General features: G+C 69.7%; 16 protein-coding genes. 9 read left to right on the top strand and 7 right to left on the bottom strand.

Features of this window, described 5'->3' with window-relative positions:
- Positions 1 to 46: 46 nt before the first annotated feature.
- Positions 47 to 1,441 carry an inner membrane CreD family protein gene (locus tag ING98_05105; GenBank protein MCA3101231.1) on the bottom strand — a complete coding sequence of 465 codons (1,395 nt, stop codon included), beginning with the start codon at positions 1,439 to 1,441 and terminating at the stop codon, positions 47 to 49.
- Positions 1,438 to 2,958, bottom strand: coding sequence for an FAD-binding oxidoreductase (locus ING98_05100; protein ID MCA3101230.1), 1,521 nt, complete (start codon positions 2,956 to 2,958; stop codon positions 1,438 to 1,440). Before ING98_05100 ends, ING98_05105 begins: the two co-directional genes overlap by 4 nt.
- A gap of 138 nt (positions 2,959 to 3,096) precedes the next feature.
- Between ING98_05100 and ING98_05095 the strand changes: the two genes are divergently transcribed.
- The 6 genes from ING98_05095 to ING98_05070 all read left to right on the top strand — a co-directional run bounded on the left by ING98_05095 (position 3,097) and on the right by ING98_05070 (position 9,464).
- Positions 3,097 to 3,831 carry a helix-turn-helix transcriptional regulator gene (locus ING98_05095; GenBank protein MCA3101229.1) on the top strand — a complete coding sequence of 245 codons (735 nt, stop codon included), beginning with the start codon at positions 3,097 to 3,099 and terminating at the stop codon, positions 3,829 to 3,831.
- Positions 3,832 to 3,835: 4 nt separating this feature from the next.
- On the top strand, positions 3,836 to 5,527 hold the full coding sequence (locus ING98_05090) for an ATP-binding domain-containing protein (GenBank protein MCA3101228.1): 1,692 nt from the start codon (positions 3,836 to 3,838) through the stop codon (positions 5,525 to 5,527).
- A gap of 106 nt (positions 5,528 to 5,633) precedes the next feature.
- On the top strand, positions 5,634 to 6,923 hold the full coding sequence (locus ING98_05085) for a Zn-dependent hydrolase (protein ID MCA3101227.1): 1,290 nt from the start codon (positions 5,634 to 5,636) through the stop codon (positions 6,921 to 6,923).
- Positions 6,920 to 7,864, top strand: a complete 945-nt coding sequence (locus ING98_05080) for a polysaccharide deacetylase family protein (GenBank protein MCA3101226.1) — start codon at positions 6,920 to 6,922, stop codon at positions 7,862 to 7,864. Before ING98_05085 ends, ING98_05080 begins: the two co-directional genes overlap by 4 nt.
- A 97-nt stretch (positions 7,865 to 7,961) precedes the next feature.
- Positions 7,962 to 8,987: a tripartite tricarboxylate transporter substrate binding protein gene (locus tag ING98_05075; GenBank protein ID MCA3101225.1), complete on the top strand. Its 1,026-nt coding sequence runs from the start codon at positions 7,962 to 7,964 to the stop codon at positions 8,985 to 8,987.
- Between the two features lie 36 nt (positions 8,988 to 9,023).
- Positions 9,024 to 9,464 (top strand): PIN domain-containing protein, encoded by a 441-nt coding sequence (locus tag ING98_05070; protein ID MCA3101224.1) that lies wholly within the window; start codon positions 9,024 to 9,026, stop codon positions 9,462 to 9,464.
- A 102-nt stretch (positions 9,465 to 9,566) separates the two neighbouring features.
- On the opposite strand, the gene ING98_05065 is transcribed toward ING98_05070, so the two are convergent.
- Genes ING98_05065 through ING98_05055 form a run of 3 tightly spaced genes read right to left on the bottom strand, consistent with a single transcriptional unit; the run spans position 9,567 to position 13,130 of the window.
- Positions 9,567 to 11,210, bottom strand: coding sequence for a GMC family oxidoreductase N-terminal domain-containing protein (locus ING98_05065; protein MCA3101223.1), 1,644 nt, complete (start codon positions 11,208 to 11,210; stop codon positions 9,567 to 9,569).
- Positions 11,207 to 12,094 (bottom strand): TauD/TfdA family dioxygenase, encoded by an 888-nt coding sequence (locus ING98_05060; protein ID MCA3101222.1) that lies wholly within the window; start codon positions 12,092 to 12,094, stop codon positions 11,207 to 11,209. The genes ING98_05065 and ING98_05060 overlap by 4 nt, the downstream gene beginning before the upstream one ends.
- Positions 12,095 to 12,104: 10 nt before the next feature.
- Entirely contained in the window at positions 12,105 to 13,130 is a 1,026-nt protein-coding gene (locus ING98_05055; protein MCA3101221.1) for a tripartite tricarboxylate transporter substrate binding protein, read from the bottom strand.
- A gap of 273 nt (positions 13,131 to 13,403) precedes the next feature.
- On the opposite strand from ING98_05055, the gene ING98_05050 reads away from it, so the two are divergent.
- From ING98_05050 to ING98_05040, 3 genes are read left to right on the top strand one after another with little or no spacing between them, the layout of a single operon-like run.
- Positions 13,404 to 14,393 carry a tripartite tricarboxylate transporter substrate binding protein gene (locus ING98_05050; GenBank protein MCA3101220.1) on the top strand — a complete coding sequence of 330 codons (990 nt, stop codon included), beginning with the start codon at positions 13,404 to 13,406 and terminating at the stop codon, positions 14,391 to 14,393.
- Positions 14,390 to 15,376, top strand: a complete 987-nt coding sequence (locus tag ING98_05045; protein MCA3101219.1) for a tripartite tricarboxylate transporter substrate binding protein — start codon at positions 14,390 to 14,392, stop codon at positions 15,374 to 15,376. Before ING98_05050 ends, ING98_05045 begins: the two co-directional genes overlap by 4 nt.
- A gap of 43 nt (positions 15,377 to 15,419) precedes the next feature.
- Positions 15,420 to 16,115, top strand: coding sequence for a RidA family protein (locus tag ING98_05040; protein ID MCA3101218.1), 696 nt, complete (start codon positions 15,420 to 15,422; stop codon positions 16,113 to 16,115).
- Between the two features lie 7 nt (positions 16,116 to 16,122).
- On the opposite strand, the gene ING98_05035 is transcribed toward ING98_05040, so the two are convergent.
- Entirely contained in the window at positions 16,123 to 16,488 is a 366-nt protein-coding gene (locus ING98_05035) for a YkgJ family cysteine cluster protein (GenBank protein MCA3101217.1), read from the bottom strand.
- Between the two features lie 34 nt (positions 16,489 to 16,522).
- On the bottom strand, positions 16,523 to 17,662 hold the full coding sequence (locus ING98_05030) for a hypothetical protein (protein MCA3101216.1): 1,140 nt from the start codon (positions 17,660 to 17,662) through the stop codon (positions 16,523 to 16,525).
- Positions 17,663 to 17,688 lie beyond the last annotated feature (26 nt).

The following is a 17,688-nucleotide window of genomic DNA, read 5'->3' as shown; positions in this document are numbered from 1 at the left end:
CGGCCTGCCGGGGATGATAACGGCGCAGCATCGGCCGTCGCCATCGTCAGCGCGACGGACGTCCCGGATCGCGCACGGTCGGGGCCGGCAGGCCGAAGCGGGTCCAGTCGATCCGGCGCGAAGCAAGCATCGCTGCGGCCAGCGCGGAGAACATCAGCAGGGTGCCGCACAGCAGGGCGGTGTCCTCCAGTTGCAGCACGGAGTACAACACGCCGTGCAGGGCGGCGAATCCCGCCCCGAAGCCGGCCGCGGCGCGCCGGCCGCCCAGTACCGGCGACAGGTAGGCCGTCACCAGCAGCACGCAGGCGACCGCCGCGGTGGCATAGGCCGCTGCAAACGGCAGGTGCTCGGACAGCGCGAGCAGCAGCAGGAAGAAGATCGCCAGCGCTGTGCCGACGAAGCCGTACTGCATCGGATGGATGGGCACCCCGCGCAGCGCCTCGAACAGCCAGAACGCGCCGAAAGTAAGCACGACGAACAGCACGCCGTACTTGGTCGCACGGGTCGCCTGGGCATAGATGTCCACCGGGTCGACCAGGCGCACGCCGAACGCGTCGCCCGGCGTCGCAGGCGCCCGGGCGGCACTGCCCGCCAGCGGCTCGATCGGGACCAGTGCGCTGCGAGCGCGGGTCGCGATGGCCGGAACGCTCCAGCGTGCGCTGAAGCCCTCCTGGGCGACCTCGCGATCGATCGGCAGGAAGCGGCCGCCGAAGCTCGGATGCGGCCAGTTTGAACGCAGGGCTACCCTCGTCTCGCCGCCCAGCGGCACGATCGACAGTTCGCGCATGCCGGCCAGGTCGCTGCGCAGCCTGAACTCGATCGGTGCGCCGGTCGCGAGCAGCTTCGGATCGACGCGGGCGCGCACCGCCGGCCCCTCGAACGGCGGCGCGGCGCGTGGCTCGAACGCATGGCGCTCACCGGCCATGTCGATCGAGGGCGTAGACACGAAGCCGCGCAGGTCGGACACCGAGAACACGACATAGGGTTCGCCCGGGACGATGGCCACGGTCGTGCCCGCTGCCGCCGGCGGCGGCTCCGGCAGGGCTACGGGTTCGAAGCGTCCGGTCAGCTCCAGCGTTTTCGTGCGCCACACCGGCACCTCGTGGATGCCGCGCCGGCGCAGTTCCACCTCGACATCGCCGTCGACGACCAGTTCGGCCGGGAACGCGAGCACGAAGCGCTCGACCCTGCGCGTGGCCACTGCGGGGTCGGCATCGCGCCGCGCAGAGGAGACGGTCGTGGTCGTCTCGACATATGGCAGCACGAGCACCGGACCGGCGACCACCTGCGGGCCGGCATGGGTTGCAGCGATGTCGTCCTGCACCTGCATGCGCCAGGCAGCGCGGCCGGCGATCGTGGCCTCGATCAGCGACAGCGGCACCAGCAGCAGGAGCACAAGCAGGCCGATGGTGGCAGCCTTGAGGAACAGGACGCGGTTCATCGCGCGCCCCCGCCGGCTGCGGCTGCGATGCTTCGCTGCGCCGTGCAGGCGCCAGCCGGCTCGCGGCCGAACAGCGCGCGACAGTGGCGATACCAGTCGCTCTGGAACACGCCGTCCGGGTCCCAGGCCTCCTTCAGCCGGAGGAACGCACGGAACTGCGGGTAGCAGGCCTCCACCTGCGCACGCGTCGCGAACCGGTGGCAGGTCAGGTAATAGCTGCCGCCGCGTTCGGTCGCACGATCGATCAGCCGGCGGAACGCAGCCGCGGCGGCCTCGATCCCCGCCGGCGTGTGGTCGACATGCAGGTTGAAGATCACGCAGGCGTAGTCCAGCTTCGCCCAGGCGAGGAAGGACTCGGTGTCGCGGCGGACCAGTCGCACCGTGCCGTACACGACCTGCGTGCCATGCGCGCGGAACTCGAACGCGCAGGCCCGCATGAAGTCGGCCAGCCGCGACCGCGGCACGTACAGCTCGGTGATCATCTCCGAACCCCGGCAACCGGCATGACGGTCGATCTCGCGGTGGTAGCCATCGACATAGCGACTCATCTGGTGCCGGTCGGAGTCGTAGTGCTGCCCGGACGTCCCGAGGTAGAACCCGGCGTACTCGTCGAACGCCTTCGCCTTGTCGACATGCGCGAGCAGCAGCAGGCGCTTCCAGTCGGCCTCGGACAGTTCGCGCTGCGCACGCCCCACGTGTGGCGATGCAGCCTCGCCCGCCGACAGCGGCCGGTAGCCGGAGAACACGCCCCGGGTGAGGAAGCCGTCGCTGGCCGGGTCGATCGCGAACTGCCAGTCGCCATACAGGCAGCCCTGCGCGCGCCGAGCGTCGAACGCCTCCATCAGTCCGTCGACCTCGACGATCTCCACGTCACGCTGCAGCCGGCAGCGGCGCACCAGCCGCAGCGTGACCGAGCCGACGATGCCGAACAGCCCGTAGCCACCGATAGCCAGCCGGAACAGATCCGGCTGCTCGCTGCGGTTCACGCGGCGCAGCTGGCCATCGGCGGTCACCAGCGTGAACGATTCGATGTCGGACACGAACGGCGCGAAGTCCAGGCCGCGGCCGTGGATGTTGGCAGACAGGGCACCGCCGATCGACAGCCGGTCGGCACCGGTCTGCTTCTGCCGGAACGTCCACGGCGCGACGTCCCCGCCAGCCGCTACGGGCTGCAGGCGATCGAGCGCCTGCAGCAGCTCCGGCCATTGCATGCCCGCCTCGACCTCGATCAGCCCGCGCTGTACATCGAACTGCAGCACGCGGTTGCAGCTGGACAGGTCGACCAGCCAGCCGGCATCGCCGAACTGCTGCCCGCCCATCGCATGGCGTCCGCCGCAGACCGAGACCGGGACGCCGATACGCCGTGCGCGCGCCACCGTGGCCGCCACTTCGAACAGGTTGCGCGGATGGAAGGTGCGCAGCACCGCTGCCGGATTCAACCCCGAGTGCCGGTCGTTGACCCGGTGGCAGTGGGGGAAGGCGGTGCTGCTGGTATTCAGGACGGGCAGGCTGTACATCGAGGCCCTCTCGCTGGTGGAAGGAGCCGCGATGCTCGGGGCAGGAAGGCCACTATCCAACCGCTTCGAAAAAAGGATCACAATGCGATACCGTCCGGACATCGCCTCGATCCCCCCCACCTTCGCCGCCGCCACGCCATGGCCAGCACCGACCCGATACTCGCCGCGCTGAAGCCGCTGCTCAAGGCGCGCGGCATCACCTACAAGGCGCTCGGCGCCGAGCTCGGCCTGTCCGAGCCGAGCATCAAGCGGATGCTCGCCGGGCATACGATGACGCTGGCACGACTCAACCGCATCCTCGAGGTTCTGGGTACCGACCTGTTCGAGCTCGCGCGCCTCGCGCAGCGCGAACGCACGCTGCCGCGCGAACTGACCCTGCAGCAGGAAGAGGCGCTGGCGAAGGATGCGCGGCTGCTCACCGTGTTCCACCTGCTGCTGAACGAATGGACGGTCGCCGAGATCTCCGGGCAGTTCGCGCTCGCCGGGCCGGAGCTGGTACGCCTGCTCGCCCGGCTCGCACGAATCGACCTGATCGACCTCGGGCCGGGCGACCGCGTACGGCTGAAGGTCGCACGCAACCTGCAGTGGCGGCGCAACGGCCCGGTGCGCCGCGCCTACGAGGCGAAGGTGCTGCAGGAGTTCCTGCTGAACGGCCTCGGCGCACCCGACATGCACCTGCGCTTCGAGGTACGCGAGGTGTCGCGCGCATCGCTCGCGCTGATGCAGCGCAAGCTCGACCGGCTCGCCGCCGAGTTCAACGAGACCGCGGAACTGGAAGCGACCCTTCCCCGGCGCGAACGACTGAGCGTGGGCATCGCGCTGGTCTGCCGCCCGTGGACCTTCTCCGCGACCGCGGCGCTGCGGCGGAGCTGAGCCGATGGCACGCGTACATCCGGAGGGCTGGCGGGAACTGGCGAACGCCGGGGCTGCCGAGCGGGAACTGCAGACGCTCGGCCAGTTGGCCGGCGGACTGCCGGACGATTACACCGTCTACCATGGCGTGCACTGGACGCGCATCGAGCAGAAAGGCCACGCGATCTTCGGCGAGATCGACTTCGCCATCGTCGGCCCGACCGGCAAGCTGCTGCTGGTCGAGCAGAAGACCGGCTTCCTGCAGGAGTCCGCTGACGGGCTGGTGAAGCGCTATGCCAGCGGCGAGAAGCACGTCGCCTTCCAGATGGCGCGCTCGACCGATGCACTGCATGCGCGGCTGCGCCAGTTCTGCAAGGGCGAGACCACGTACGTCGACGCGGTGCTGTACTGCCCCGACTACACGGTGAAGGATCCCGGCACGGCGGGCATCGATCCTTCGCGCATCATCGACGCGAAGCGCAAGGACCGGCTGGTGGCGACCATCCTCGGCCTGCTGCCACCCGCGGGGCCCGGCAACGAGGTGCTGCCCTCGCGCGACAAGGTACACCGCTTCCTCGGCGACATCCTGCAGCTGGTGCCGGAGGTGAATGCCTTCGTGAGCGAGGCCGAGACGCTCTATACCCGGCTCTCCGGCGGCCTTGCGCACTGGGCACGCAGGATCGACTGCGATCCGTTCCGGCTGCGCGTGATCGGCACCGCCGGCTCGGGCAAGACCCAGCTGGCACTCGCGGTGTTCCGCGATGCGGTGGCGGCCGGGCTGAAGCCGCTGTTCGTCTGCTACAACCGGCCGCTGGCCGACCATGTCGCCCGCATCGTCCCGCACGGCGGCGACGTCCTCACCTACCACCAGCTCGGCGACCGCGTCGCCCGCTCGCTCGGCTTGCGTCCGGACTTCAGCCAGCCCGGCGCCTTCGCCCGGCTGGAAGAGACGCTCGACGCGTGGCAGCCGGACGAGGCATCCTGCGTCGATGTGCTGATCATCGACGAGGGCCAGGATTTCCAGCCCGGCTGGGCGACGAACCTGCTGCGGCTGCTGCGTCCCGGGGGCCGCGCCTGGTGGCTCCAGGATCCGATGCAGAACCTGTACGGTCGGCCGGAAGTCCCGCTGCCCGGCTGGACCAGCCTGCGCTCGGAGATCAACTACCGTACGCCGCGCAGGATCGTCGATACGCTGAACCGGATGCTGCCGCTGCCGCGTCCGATGGAAGCTGGCAGCCCGGTCGACGGCTACGAGGTCGAGATCCTCACCTACGCCGACACTGCCGAACTGATCGCGAAGACGATCACTGCGGTCACCCGATGCATCGGGCTGGGCTTCCGCCGATCGCATGTGGCAGTGGTCACCTACCGCGGCCGCGAGAGTTCACGCCTGGCGCCGTTCGACCGGCTGGGCCCCTACCCGCTGCGCGCACCGACGGGCCGCTACGACCTGCTCGGCAACCCGACAGTCACAGAAGGCGACGTGCTGATCGATTCGGTGCACCGCTTCAAGGGCCAGGCTGCGCCCTGCGTGGTACTGACCGAGATCGACTTCGACACGCTCGACGAACGCGCGGTGCGGCGCATCTTCGTCGGCGCTACCCGGGCCACGATGAAGCTCGTGCTGGTCGCATCGGAGGCGTCGGCGAAGACGCTGCAGGCCCGGCTCGACGGTTGGTCTTCCGGGCTGGCCGGCACGATGCCCACCCAGCCCTGAACCGTCCTGCGCCACGGCAGGGCCGCGCTTCGCAGCGCCCGGGCAGGCAGGCATGCGTGCACGCCCCATGCGCTAGACTGGCTGCCCGTGCATCAACGGAGCACCGATGAGTCCGTCCACTTCGACCGCACCGATCGAGCTGTCCGCGGAGATCGCGCGCGCGTCGCGCCTGTTCGACGAGATGCGCGCAGGCAGCGCGGATCCGCCCGGGGTGTCGCGTGCCTCCTGGGGGCCCGGCGAGCAGATGGCGCACGACCTCGCGCGCGGCTGGGCGGGCGAGATCGGGCTCGAATGCAGCGTCGACTTCGCTGGCAACCTGTACATGACGCTGCCCGGCCGCGACCGCAGCGCACCCTGCGTGATGTTCGGATCGCACATGGACGCAGTCCCGCATGGCGGCAACTTCGACGGAGCCGCAGGCGTGGTGGCCGGCCTGGTGTCACTGGCCTGGTTGCGGCGCACCGGCATCGCGCCGCGCATGGACGTGACCGTGATGGCGATCCGCGGCGAGGAGCTGTCGTGGTTCCCGGCACCCTACCTTGGCAGCCGCATGGCCTTCGGCCGGGTCGAGCCTGAGGTCGTCGACACCGTGGTCCGCTTCGATTCCGGTCGCACCCTGGGCGAGCACATGCGCGAAGGCGGCTTCGATCCGGACGCAGTGAAGGCGGGCCGGCGCCAGCTCGATCCGTCACGCATCGCCGCCTACATCGAAGTGCACATCGAGCAGGGCCCATGGCTGGTCGACATCGGGCGGCGCTGCGCGGTCGTCACCGGCATCCGCGGCAACCATCGGTACAAGCACGGCCGCGCGCTGGGCCAGTACGGCCATGCCGGCGGCGTGCCCCGGCTGGCTCGACGCGACGCGCTGCTGGCGGCGGTCGAGTGGGCCCATGGCGTCGAGGCGCGCTGGAAGGCGTTCGAGGCAGCCGGGCGCGACCTGGTCTGCACGATCGGACAGTTCCATACCGACGCGGCGCACCACACGATGACCAAGATCCCGGGTGAGGTCCGCTTCTCGCTCGACATCCGCAGCTACGACGATGCGGTGCTGGCCGACCTGCACGCAGCACTGTCGGCCGATGCCCGCCGCATCTCGCAGGAGCGCGGCGTCACGCTCGAACTCGGGCCGTACACGAAGGCCGCCGCGGCGGTGATGGATCCGGCGCTGGTCGCGCTCGCCCGGCGCAAGGCCTCGGAGCTGGGCATCGATGCGCCCGACATGGCGAGCGGTGCCGGGCACGACTGCATGATCTTCGCCGCCGAGGGCGTGCCCTGCGCGATGGTGTTCATCCGCAACGACCACGGCAGCCACAACGCGGACGAGGCGATGGAGATCGACGATTTCGCCGAGGCCTGCCGCCTCGCCACCGGGATGCTCGAGGAGCTCGTACGATGACACTGCCCGCAACCGCCCGCCAGCCGGGTGCCCGCGACCTGGTCGGCTATGGCGGCCGGCCACCATTCGCCGCCTGGCCCGGCGGCGCGAAGCTGGCCGTCTCCGTCTGCGTGAACTTCGAGGAAGGCGCGGAGAACTCGCTCGAAGCCGGCGATGCGGCGGGCGAGGCGATCGGCGAAGTCACTACCGTCATCAAGCCCGGGGTGCGAGACATCGGGCAGGAGCAGCTGTTCGCCTACGGCATGCGTTCCGGCGTCTGGCGCATCCTCGATGCACTCGGGCGGCATGCGGTCCCGTCCACCTGGTGGATGTGCGGCCACGCGGTCGAACGGGTGCCGGAGATCGCGCGGGCCGTCGTGGCCGCCGGCCATGAGCCGGCCGTGCACGGCTGGCGCTGGCGCCCGCATTCGGACTTCACCGATCCGGACACCGAGCGCGCGTCGATCGTGCGCACCGTCGACACCATCGAATCAGCCACCGGCCAGCGGCCGACCGGCTTCTTCTGCCGCGGCTCGCAGAGCGCCTGGACGCGCGACCTGCTGATCGACCTGGGCTTCGGCTACGACAGCAACGCACTGGACGACGACCTGCCCTACTGGGCCGAGAGCGCGACCGGCCGGCGCATCCTCGCCGTGCCCTACTGCTACGACACCAACGACATGAAGTACACGCATCCGAACGGCTTCGTGACGGTGGGCGAGTTCGTCGAGTACGTGACCGGCGCGATCGACGCGCTGGTCGACGAGGGCAGCCGCGGCGCACCGAAGATGCTCACGATCAGCTACCACCTGCGCATCGCCGGGCGGCCGGCGCGGATCGCGGCGCTGTCGCGGGTGCTCGACCACCTGGCGGCGCTGCGTGGCGATGTCTGGCTCGCCACGCGCGGGCAGATCGCTGCGCACTGGCGCGACGTGCATCCGCTGGCGACGCCGCCGGGCTGAACCCGCGGCAGGCGCCTTGCGCAGTGGCATGCAGGTTGCTTTGATCGGCAAGGCGCCCGGCGAACCGGTGCGCAGACGAATGCCCACAGGAGGCAACATGAACCGGAACACCCACCGTCCGAACGTCCGCCAGGCTGCCGGCACCGCTGTGGCCACCGCTGCGGCGGCGCTGCTGCTGCCCGCGCTGCTCGCCTGCGCAACGCCCGCATCGGCACAGGCCTGGCCGGCGAAACCGATCCGCCTGATCAGCCCGTTCGTGGCCGGCGGCGCGATCGACCTGATCGTGCGGCCGATGCAGCCGCATTACGAGAAGGCGCTCGGCCAGCCGGTGGTGATCGAGTACCGCCCCGGGGCGGGCGGGTCGATCGGCGCCGCAGTGGTGGCGAAGGAACGGCCGGACGGCTACACGCTGCTCGGTACCACCACCGGACCGAACGCGGTGGCGCAGAGCCTGTTCCCGGACCTGCCCTACCATGTGGCGAAGAGCTTCAGCTGGATCGCCGCCTGGGGCGGGTTCCCGATCCTGATCGCCGTGCACAACCAGACGCCGATCCGGTCGCTGAAGGAGATGATGGATGCCGCCCGCGCCAAGCCGGGCGCGCTCACCTACGGCACCAGCGGCATCGGTTCGGTCGGCCACCTGGCGGGCGTGCTGGTCGGCATGGAGACGAAGGTCGACATCTCGCATGTCGGCTTCAAGGGCGCCGGCGATGCGCAGCGCAGCCTGCTCGGCCAGGAGATCACGATGCTGATCAACACGCTGGGCGCACACATCGCCCAGCTCGAGCCGAAGGGACCGTTCCGTGCGCTGGCCGTGACCTCGGCGCAGCGGGCCGCGGCGGCACCGCAGATCCCGACCATGACCGAGCTCGGCTATCCCGGAGTGACGGTCACCAACTGGTTCATGCTGGCCGGCCCGGCAGGGATGCCGCCCGACATGGTCAAGCGGCTGGGCGATGCCACGTATTCCATCATGCGCGAGCCCGCGGTGCGTGCAGCCCATGCGCAGATCGGCCTGGAGTCGCTCGGCGAACTGACGCCGCAGCAGATGTTCGCCTTCGTGACCCGGGAAGCCGAGCGGTGGGCGCCCGTGGTGAAGGCGTCCGGCGCAAAGGCCGAGTAGCCCGCCTCCGGGCACCAGGCCCACCCGCGGAGCGGCATGCAGGATCCGGCGCAAGGACCCGTGGTCGTCGACACCAACGTGCTGATCGGCGGCCTGCCGACCGCGAACGGCCCGGGCACGCTCGCGCCGATCGTCGAGGGCATGCTGGACGGGTCGATCGCGTTCCTCGTGTCCGATGCGCTGCTGTCCGAGTACCGGGCGGTGCTGCTGCGTCCGGCCCTGCTCGCCCGCCTGCAGCTGCAGCCGGCCGACGTGCTGGCGCTGGTGGAGCGGCTGGCAGCGCGCGGCATCGCCGTGCAACCAGTGCCCGCGCCGCCGGCACCGGACCCGGGCGACCAGCTGCTCTGGGAACTGCTCGCGGCCTGCCCCGCCGCGCGTCTGCTCACGCGCGACCAGCTGCTGCTGCGCAAGGGCAGGATGCGCCGGCGGGTGCTGCTGCCGGAGGCATTCGACCTCGCGTCCGCGCGGGTGGCATAGCCGGATCCCGTACGACGGAGGCCCGGGCCGGGCATCCATGGCCCCGGCCATGCTCCTGCATGAAGCCCGGTCCATGCAGGATGCCGCCCACCCAGGCCGCGCTCAGGCTGTCGCCAGCGCCTCGCCCTCGACCGTGGCCGGTGCTGCCTTGGTCGAGCGGATCAGGTCCGACGCCTTCTCCGCGATCATGAACACCACCGCATTGATGTGCGCCGATGGCATGTCAGGGATGACCGACGCATCGACCACCCGCAGCCGCTCGACGCCACGAACCCGCAGCTCGGTGTCGACCACGCTGCGCGCGTCGCTGCCCATCGCGCAGGTACCGGCCGGGTGGTGCGCGGTGATCACCGTGCGGCGGATCCACTCCTCGATCGCCGCGCGCGAGTCGAGCTTCGGATCGGGCGCGAGCTGCCGGCCGCGGAAACCGGCCATCGGCGCGGAATAGCCGACCTCGCGTGCGCACTCGTAGCCTTCGTAGAGTTCCGCCAGGTCTTGCGGGTCGTCGAAGGCGTTGAACGAGATGCGCACCTTGTCGCGCGGATCGGGCGAGCGCAGCCGGACGCTGCCCCGGCTGCGCGGATGCAGAAGCGTCGGCCGGATGCCGTAGCCGTCGGTGTAGCCGGGACGGATGCCGGGGAACCACAGGTAGGGATCGATCACCGCGCAGCGGAACATGAACTCGATGTTCGGCACGTCGATGCCGCCGCGGGTGCGCACGAACGCGAACAGGTCGCTCGGCAGCATCGTTGCCGGTCCGGTACCGAAGGCCCAGGCACGCAGCATGTCGACCGCCATCCGGTCGAAGCGCATCTGCGCGCGGAACGGCCCGTGGCCGGTGCGCTCCCAGCGGATCATCACCGCCAGATGGTCCTGCAGGTTGGTGCCCACCGGCAGGTCGGCGCGCATCCGGATGCCATGGGCCTTCAGTTCGTCCGCAGGGCCTATGCCGGACAGCATCAGCACCTGCGGCGTGTTGAAGCTGCCTGCAGAGAGGATCACCTCTGCATCGGCCAGCGCACGCACGGTCGCGCCGTCCTGCACGTACTCGATGCCGGTCGCGCGCGTGCCTTCGAACAGCACCCGCACCGCATGCGCATGCGTGGCCACCGTGAGGTTGGGCCGCTGCATCGCCGGGCGCAGGTAGGCGCGCGCGGCCGATACCCGCTGGCCCTCGTGGATGAAATACTGGCCGAGCCCGAAACCCTCGTTGGTCTCGCCGTTGTAGTCGGTGTTGGTCTCGAAGCCGTGCAGCTTGCCGGCCGCCTTCCAGGCCTCGTTCAGCGGATCGCGGAAGCGGCCGCGCCGCACCTGCACCGGGCCGCCCGCCGCACGATACTGGCTGTCGCCGCCCTCCCAGTCCTCGAGCCGGCGGAAGTACGGCAGTACCTCGTCGTAGGACCAGCCGGTGGCACCGTTGCGCGCCCAGCGGTCGTAGTCGCCGCGCGCCCCCCGGGTGTGGGTCATCATGTTGATGCTGGACGAGCCCCCGAGCAGCTTGCCGCGCATCGCCTCGAGCGTGCGACCGTGCAGGTTCGGCTCGGGCTCGCTCGACAGTCCCCAGTCGAACATCTCGTGCTCGTACAGCTTCCCGACGCCGAGCGGGATGCGCACCAGCGGATGCCGGTCGTCTGCGCCGCCGGCCTCGAGCAGCAGCACGCGCACGGCCGGGTCTTCGCTCAGCCGTGCGGCGAGCGTGCATCCGGCGGTACCGGCGCCGGCGATGATGTAGTCGTAGGTATTCACTGGAGCAGGTCTTCCGTATCCACCGTCACGCGGCGAAGCTTGCGCGCCTCGCCCGCATCGAAGTTGCTGCGTGCATGCAGCACGCAGCGGTTGTCCCAGATCAGCACGTCGCCCGGCGTCCACTTGTGGGCGTAGATGAACGCCTGCTGTTCCTGGTGGTCGAACAGGCTTTCGAGCAGCGCGTCGCTCTCGGCGCGCGGCATGCCGACGATGTATTCGGTCATCAGGCGGTTCACGTACAACGCCTTGCGACCGGTGCCGGGATGGGTGCGCACCACCGGATGGGCCCAGGTATACGCCGTCGGCGACGGCGTTGCCTTGCTGATCGGCGTGGCGTAGGTATCGATGCCGCCGGGCTCGTAGGTGTTCACCGCGGACAGGCCCTCGAGGCGCTGCTGCATCGTCTCCGGCAACGCGTCCCAGGCCTTGTACTGGTTGGCAAACAGCGTGTCGCCGCCCGAGGACGGCACCTGCATCGCGTAGAGCATGGTGGCGACGCACGGATGCTCGACGTAGCACTTGTCGGAATGGAAGAACATCTCGCCATCGGGCAGTGCACCGATGTACTTGCCGTCGGCCTTCTCGTTGGTCACGTACATGATGGCCGGATGCACGTTGCGCAGGATGTCGAACGTACCCAGCGTGCGCCCGAGCGCGCCGAAGCATTCGCCGAACCGCACCTGCTGCGCTTCATCGAGCGATTGCCCGGGCACCAGCAGCACGCAGTGCTCGTACAGCAGTCCGCGGACCAGGCCGACCGCCTCGCGGTCGAGCGGCACCGACAGGTCGAGGCCGCGCACTTCCGCGCCCAGCGCCGGCGACAGCGCACGCACGGCCACGCCTGCCGGCAACGCGACCTTCGTCATTTCAGGGATGCCAGCCATCAGTGCCTCCTCACTCGACCACGATCGAACGCTGGCGGGCGATGCCGCGCCACTTCGCGATGTCCGCACGATAGAACGCGTTCGACTCCGCGGCATTCATCGCGGCAGGCTCTGCGCCTTCGCGATCGAAGGTCTCGCGCATCTCGGGCGAGCCGACTACTGCGCGCAGCTCGCCGTTCAGCCGGTCGAGCAGCGCCTGCGGCGCCGTGCCCGGCGCGAACACGCCCCACCAGATGTCGACCTGGTAGCCGGGCAGGGTCGCCGCGAGGGTCGGCAGTTCCGGCAGGAAGCGCGAGCGGTCTGGCGTGGTCACCGCCAGCGCACGAAGGCGGCCGCCCTTGATGTGGCCGATCGTCGCCGGGATGCTGGCCACCATCGCCTGGATGCGTCCCGCGATCAGGTCCTGCACTGCCGGTGCGCTGCCCTTGTAGGGAACGTGCGCCATCTCGACCTTCGACAGCGCAGTCAGCAGTTCGCCCGACAGGTGGTGCAGCGATGCGATGCCCGCCGAACCGTAGTTGAGCGATCCCTTTGCCTGCCGGGCCGCATCGAGCAGCTGCTCGACGCTGCGGTAGGACGAATCGCCACCGACCACCAGCAGCATCGGACCGGTGGCCACCATGCCGACCGCGGCCAGCCCCTTCTCGGCATCGAACGGCAGGGTCTTGCGGGTGGCTGCACCGGTCGACAGGTCGGATGCGGTGAACATCAGCACCGAACCATCAGGTGCCGCCCGGCTCACGTACTCCGCGCCGACCATGCCGCCGGCGCCCGGCCGGTTCTCGACCAGCACGGTGCCGCCGGTGCGCAGCGCCAGCCGCTGCGCGAGGACGCGGCCGAACAGGTCGGTGCTGCCGCCGGGTGCGAACGGCACCACCAGCTGAACCTGCTTCGGCAGCTGCGGCCCGGATGGCTGTGCCAGCGCAGGCACCGCCGCCAGTGCAGGCAGCAGCGCGGAGACGGCAACACCGAAGGCGCGCGCAAGGCAGCCGGGCCGTGCAGGGTTGCAGCGCGTGTACTGGACGGTCGCATGCATCGAGGCTCTCCCGGGTGCTGCACGCGAGCGCGTGCAGCGTCCAAGGTACCGCGATGCACGTCGGCTTGGCAACTGTTGCCACCGGGACTGTGATCACAGATTGACGGATGCACTGGCACGGGCACGCCGGCGGCGGGGGTGCACCAGCGTGATGCACCGGCGTACCATGGCGGGCAGGGTCACGGCCCCGGCCTGCACGGTCGGCGCCGGCATGGACCCCGTGGTACGCATGTTGCTTTTTTGCTCGCAGCGACCATAGAGAGGAGCACCGCCATGACTGCCCGCAAGCGTTCCGCCGAAGCCGTCGCATTCCTCCTCGCTGCCGCGATGGCGGCCCCTGCATTCGCACAGAGTGCAGCCGGCGCCTATCCCGCCCGGCCATTGCGCCTGATCGTCCCCTACGGCGCAGGTGGCGTGTCCGACATCCTCGGCCGCACGCTCGCCGCCAAGATGTCCGAGCTGATCGGGCAGGCGATCGCGGTCGAGAACCGCGCCGGTGCCGCCGGCGTGATCGGCTCCGACTTCGTGGCGAACTCCACGCCCGACGGCTACACCATCCTGTTCTCCAGCATCGGCGCGCATGCGATCTCGCCGCACATGCTGAAGAAGCTGCCGTTCAATCCGTCCACCGCGTTCACCTCGATCGGCGGCGTGGCCCTCTCGACCAGCGCGATGGCGGTCGGTGCGAACCAGCCGATGAAGACGGTGAAGGACGTGATCGCGCGTGCGAAGGGCAACCCGGGCAAGGTGATCTACGGCTCGTCCGGCGTCGGCAGCATCGGCCACCTCACCGGCGAGATCCTCGGCCTGTCGGCCGGCGTCGACATGACGCACATCCCGTTCAAGACCGTCGCGGTCGCCTATCCGGATGCGATCAGCGGCTCGATCACGATGGTGATCGATACGCTGCCGTCGATGATGCAGCACCTGAAGTCCGGCAGCATCCGCCCGCTGGCGATGCTTTCCCCGAGCCGCTCGGCGGCCTTCCCGGACGTGCCGACGATCGCCGAGGCCGGCTTTCCGGATGCCACGCTGATCTTCTGGTCTGCGCTGCACGGCCCGGCCAACCTGCCGCAACCGATCGTGCAGCGGCTGGCGGACGTGCTCAACAAGTCGCTCGCCTCGCCCGACCTGCGCGAGCGGTTCGCGACGCTGGGCGCCGAGCCCTGGGTCGCGACGGCCAAGGAACTCGACAACCGGGTGCGCCTCGATTTCGATCGGCTGGGCAAGGTGATCAAGGCCGCGGGAATCCAGCCGGAATGAACGCCCGCGCGGCGGCGCTCGCGGCGACGGGCTTGCTTGCCGCCGGGCTGCCGACCTTGGCCGCCGCAGCCGATCCGGCGGCTGCATGGCCGAGCCGCCCGGTGCGCATCGTCATCGGCTCCTCGCCCGGCGGCGTGGTCGACATCTCCGCGCGCGTGGTCGGACAACGCCTCGCTGATTCATGGAAGCAGCAGGTGATCGCCGACAACCGTCCCGGTGCCGGCGGCATGGTCGCGGCAGCCCTGGTCGCCGGCGCCAACCCGGACGGCCACACCCTGCTGTCGATCTCGGCTTCGCACGTGATCGCCCCTTCGCTGTATGCCCGGGTGCCGTACGACACGCTGAAGGATTTCGCCGGCGTGGCGATGACCGTGCTGGTGCCCTCGGTGCTGGCGGTGAGCCCGGCGCTGGGCGTGCGCTCGGCGAAGGAACTGGTCGCCCTGGCGAAGGCGAAGCCGGGACAACTGCTGTTCTCCTCTGGCGGCATCGGCAGCGGCACGCACTTCGCCGCCGAACTGTTCGTCAATCTGTCCGCGATCGAGGCCCGCCACATCCCGTTCAAGGGCATCCCGGAAGCGATGACCGAGGTGGTCGCAGGGCGCGTGCAGTTCACGCTTTCACCAGTTTCGACTGTCGCACCGTTCATGAAGGATGGCCGCGCGCTGGCGCTGGGCGTGACATCGGGCAGCCGGATCGCCGCGCTGCCAGACGTGCCGACCCTGGCCGAGGCGGGCGTCGCCGGCTACCGCTGGGATCCCTGGTTCGGCCTGGTCGCCCCGGCAAGGACGCCACGGCCGGTGGTCGACCTGGTCAATGCCGCCGTGCGGCGCGCGGTCGCGCTGCCCGAATCGATGCAGCAGTGGGCATCGATGGGCGGCGAACCGATGCCCGCGATGTCCCCGACTGAGATGGACCGCTACCTCACCGCGCAGCTCGCGATGGTGGCGAAGCTCGCCGAAGCGGCGGGGATCCGGCCGGAATAGAATCGCAGCGCCGCCGCCCGCCATCCGGCCGCCGGGGGCCTGCATGGAGACCGCACCGATGCGCCTGAAGCTGTTCCCCTGGCTGGGCCGGGATTTCGTGTCGCTGTCCTGCGAGGGCACCGGCGAGGGCAGCGTCGAGGACGAGACTCGCGCCCTGCTCGCCCGCTTCGCGCAGGAACTGTCGGCGTTCGGCTTCGGGCTGGAGCAGGTCGTTCGCACCCGCATGTTCACCCGCGACATGGACACCTGGGTAGCCGCCAACCTCGCCCGCCGACGCGTGCTGGACGGCCCGGCCCGTTCGGTCAGCTCCAGCCATATCTGGACCGGACGGCTCGGCGACCGGGCAAGGATCTCGATCGACCTGCTGGCGATGGTGCCCCGCCCCGGTGACGGGCCGAAGGTGATGAAGGAGTACGACCCGCCGACCGTCGTGCTGCGCCGGATGAGCTGGGGCGGCATCCTGTTCCTGTCCGGTGTGACCGACATGACGAACCCGACCTTCGACGGGCAGTTCCCGGTGATCATCCAGCGCATCACGGATACGCTGGCCGACGGTGGGGCACGCTGGAGCGACGTCGCGAAAGCATCCTTCCTGCTGCACCATGACGAATCGCTGGTGATGCTGAAGACGCGCTTCGCAGAGGCGGTACCGGTCGCGATCCCGCAGGTGGACTACACCTTCGTCGGCACGCGCCAGGGCAAGCGGCTCGAGATCGAGGTCACGGCCAGGCTGACCTGAGCCGCGATCACTTCATTCCGTTCGCGATCTTGTAGCGGCGAACCAGTTCATGGCCCTCGGCGGCCGGCAGCGGCTCGAGCGGACCACGGCCATGCGGGCAGCGCATGTCCTCCACCGCGCCGTACAGCCGGCACATCAGCGGACGCCGTTCGTGGATGCCGCAGTGTCCGGCCAGCGAGAACACGCAGGCCTGGTCTGCGCGCTCGGCAGGGGGCTCCGCCAGCCCGGCCTGCTTCAGCTCCCACGCACTCCAGGGCACCGGGCCGCAGCAGTCGGTGCAGCCTTCGATGCACTCGAACGACGCGATCGCCGCATACAGGCGCTGGTGGAGCGCTGCAGCCGTCCCGGCCGCGGCCACCTTCGGCTTCTTCATCGCCGCAGGCAGCCGCAGGTCGGAAGCCGGCCGATCAGTCCGGCCATCCCTCGAGCAGGTCGACCGGATCGCCGAAGCGGCGCGCCGCCTCGATCACCTGCGGGCTGCGCAGCGCGGTGAGCAGGCCGTCCTGCACCAGCAGGTTCGGCCCGGCGGTGACGGTGGAGTCGAGGCAGACCAGGTCCATGTGGATCGGCGGCTCTTCCCAGTTCGGCATCGCGCGCTGGATGTATGCGCACGGCTTCTCGAGCTCGATGCCGAAGTGCAGCGCGCCTGGCGAGTTGGACCCGGCCGGGTAGATGCCCTGCCGCGGCGCCTTCGGGTTGAAGCCGCAGCCGAGTTCCACCAGCACGCCACCGACCAGCATGTCGCGCAGGATCACCGCCTCTTCCGAACGGCCGCGAACCTCGACGATGCGGTCGTTCTCGAACACGACGCCGATCTTCTCGGCGAACGGCTTCGGGAAGCCGACCGCGCTCTGCGGGTAGACGATGCCGTTCACGTCGTTGCGGGTCGCGCCACGATCCATCTTCTTGCCGAGCGTGGTGCGGTCATAGACGTTCGGCCCGTGCGTCGGTACCCAGTGCACGTAGGCACCGGCTTCCTCGGCCGTGGTCTGTCCACGCCAGCGGTTGGAGCTCAGCATGTTCTCGCGCATCTCGGGCGTGAAGTTCGCCGTCCAGTCGGTGCCGCGCGGGTCGGTGATCTTCAGCGCGAACGACTCGCCCTTCGGATACATGTCGCGCGTGGCGCGGGTGATCTCGCCGACCAGCTCCGCCGGGAAGCGCGCCTGCGGCGTCTTCAGCACGTCGATGTTGCGAAAGTAGGTCATCTTGACCGTACGCTGCCCAGTGTCCTTGCGCACCTTCAGGCAGTACGCATCGCCGATCGAGGCGAACCAGGTCGAGACGACCAGCGTCGCCTTCTCGTAGACCGGCTTCAGCTCTTCCGGGAACACGCCGGTGTTCCAGTCGCTGCTCATGTACATCTCGGGCCGGACGCCGCGTGCACGCGCGATGCCCTCGATGGCATGGAACACGCGCGGGTCGATCAGGAAGTCGGACAGGAACAGCAGCCTGTCATCCGGCCGGATCGCGAACACCTTGATCATGTTGTCCACCGCCTGGAAATACTGGGCGGTCAGGAAGGTCTCGTTGGCGTTCACCGGCGGCATCGCGTTGAATGCCTGCGGATCTGGGG

The sequence above is a fragment of the Rhodocyclaceae bacterium genome (genome assembly GCA_020248265.1).
Taxonomy (GTDB): domain Bacteria; phylum Pseudomonadota; class Gammaproteobacteria; order Burkholderiales; family CAIKXV01; genus CAIKXV01.
This window is presented reverse-complemented; position numbering and strand designations above follow the sequence as displayed.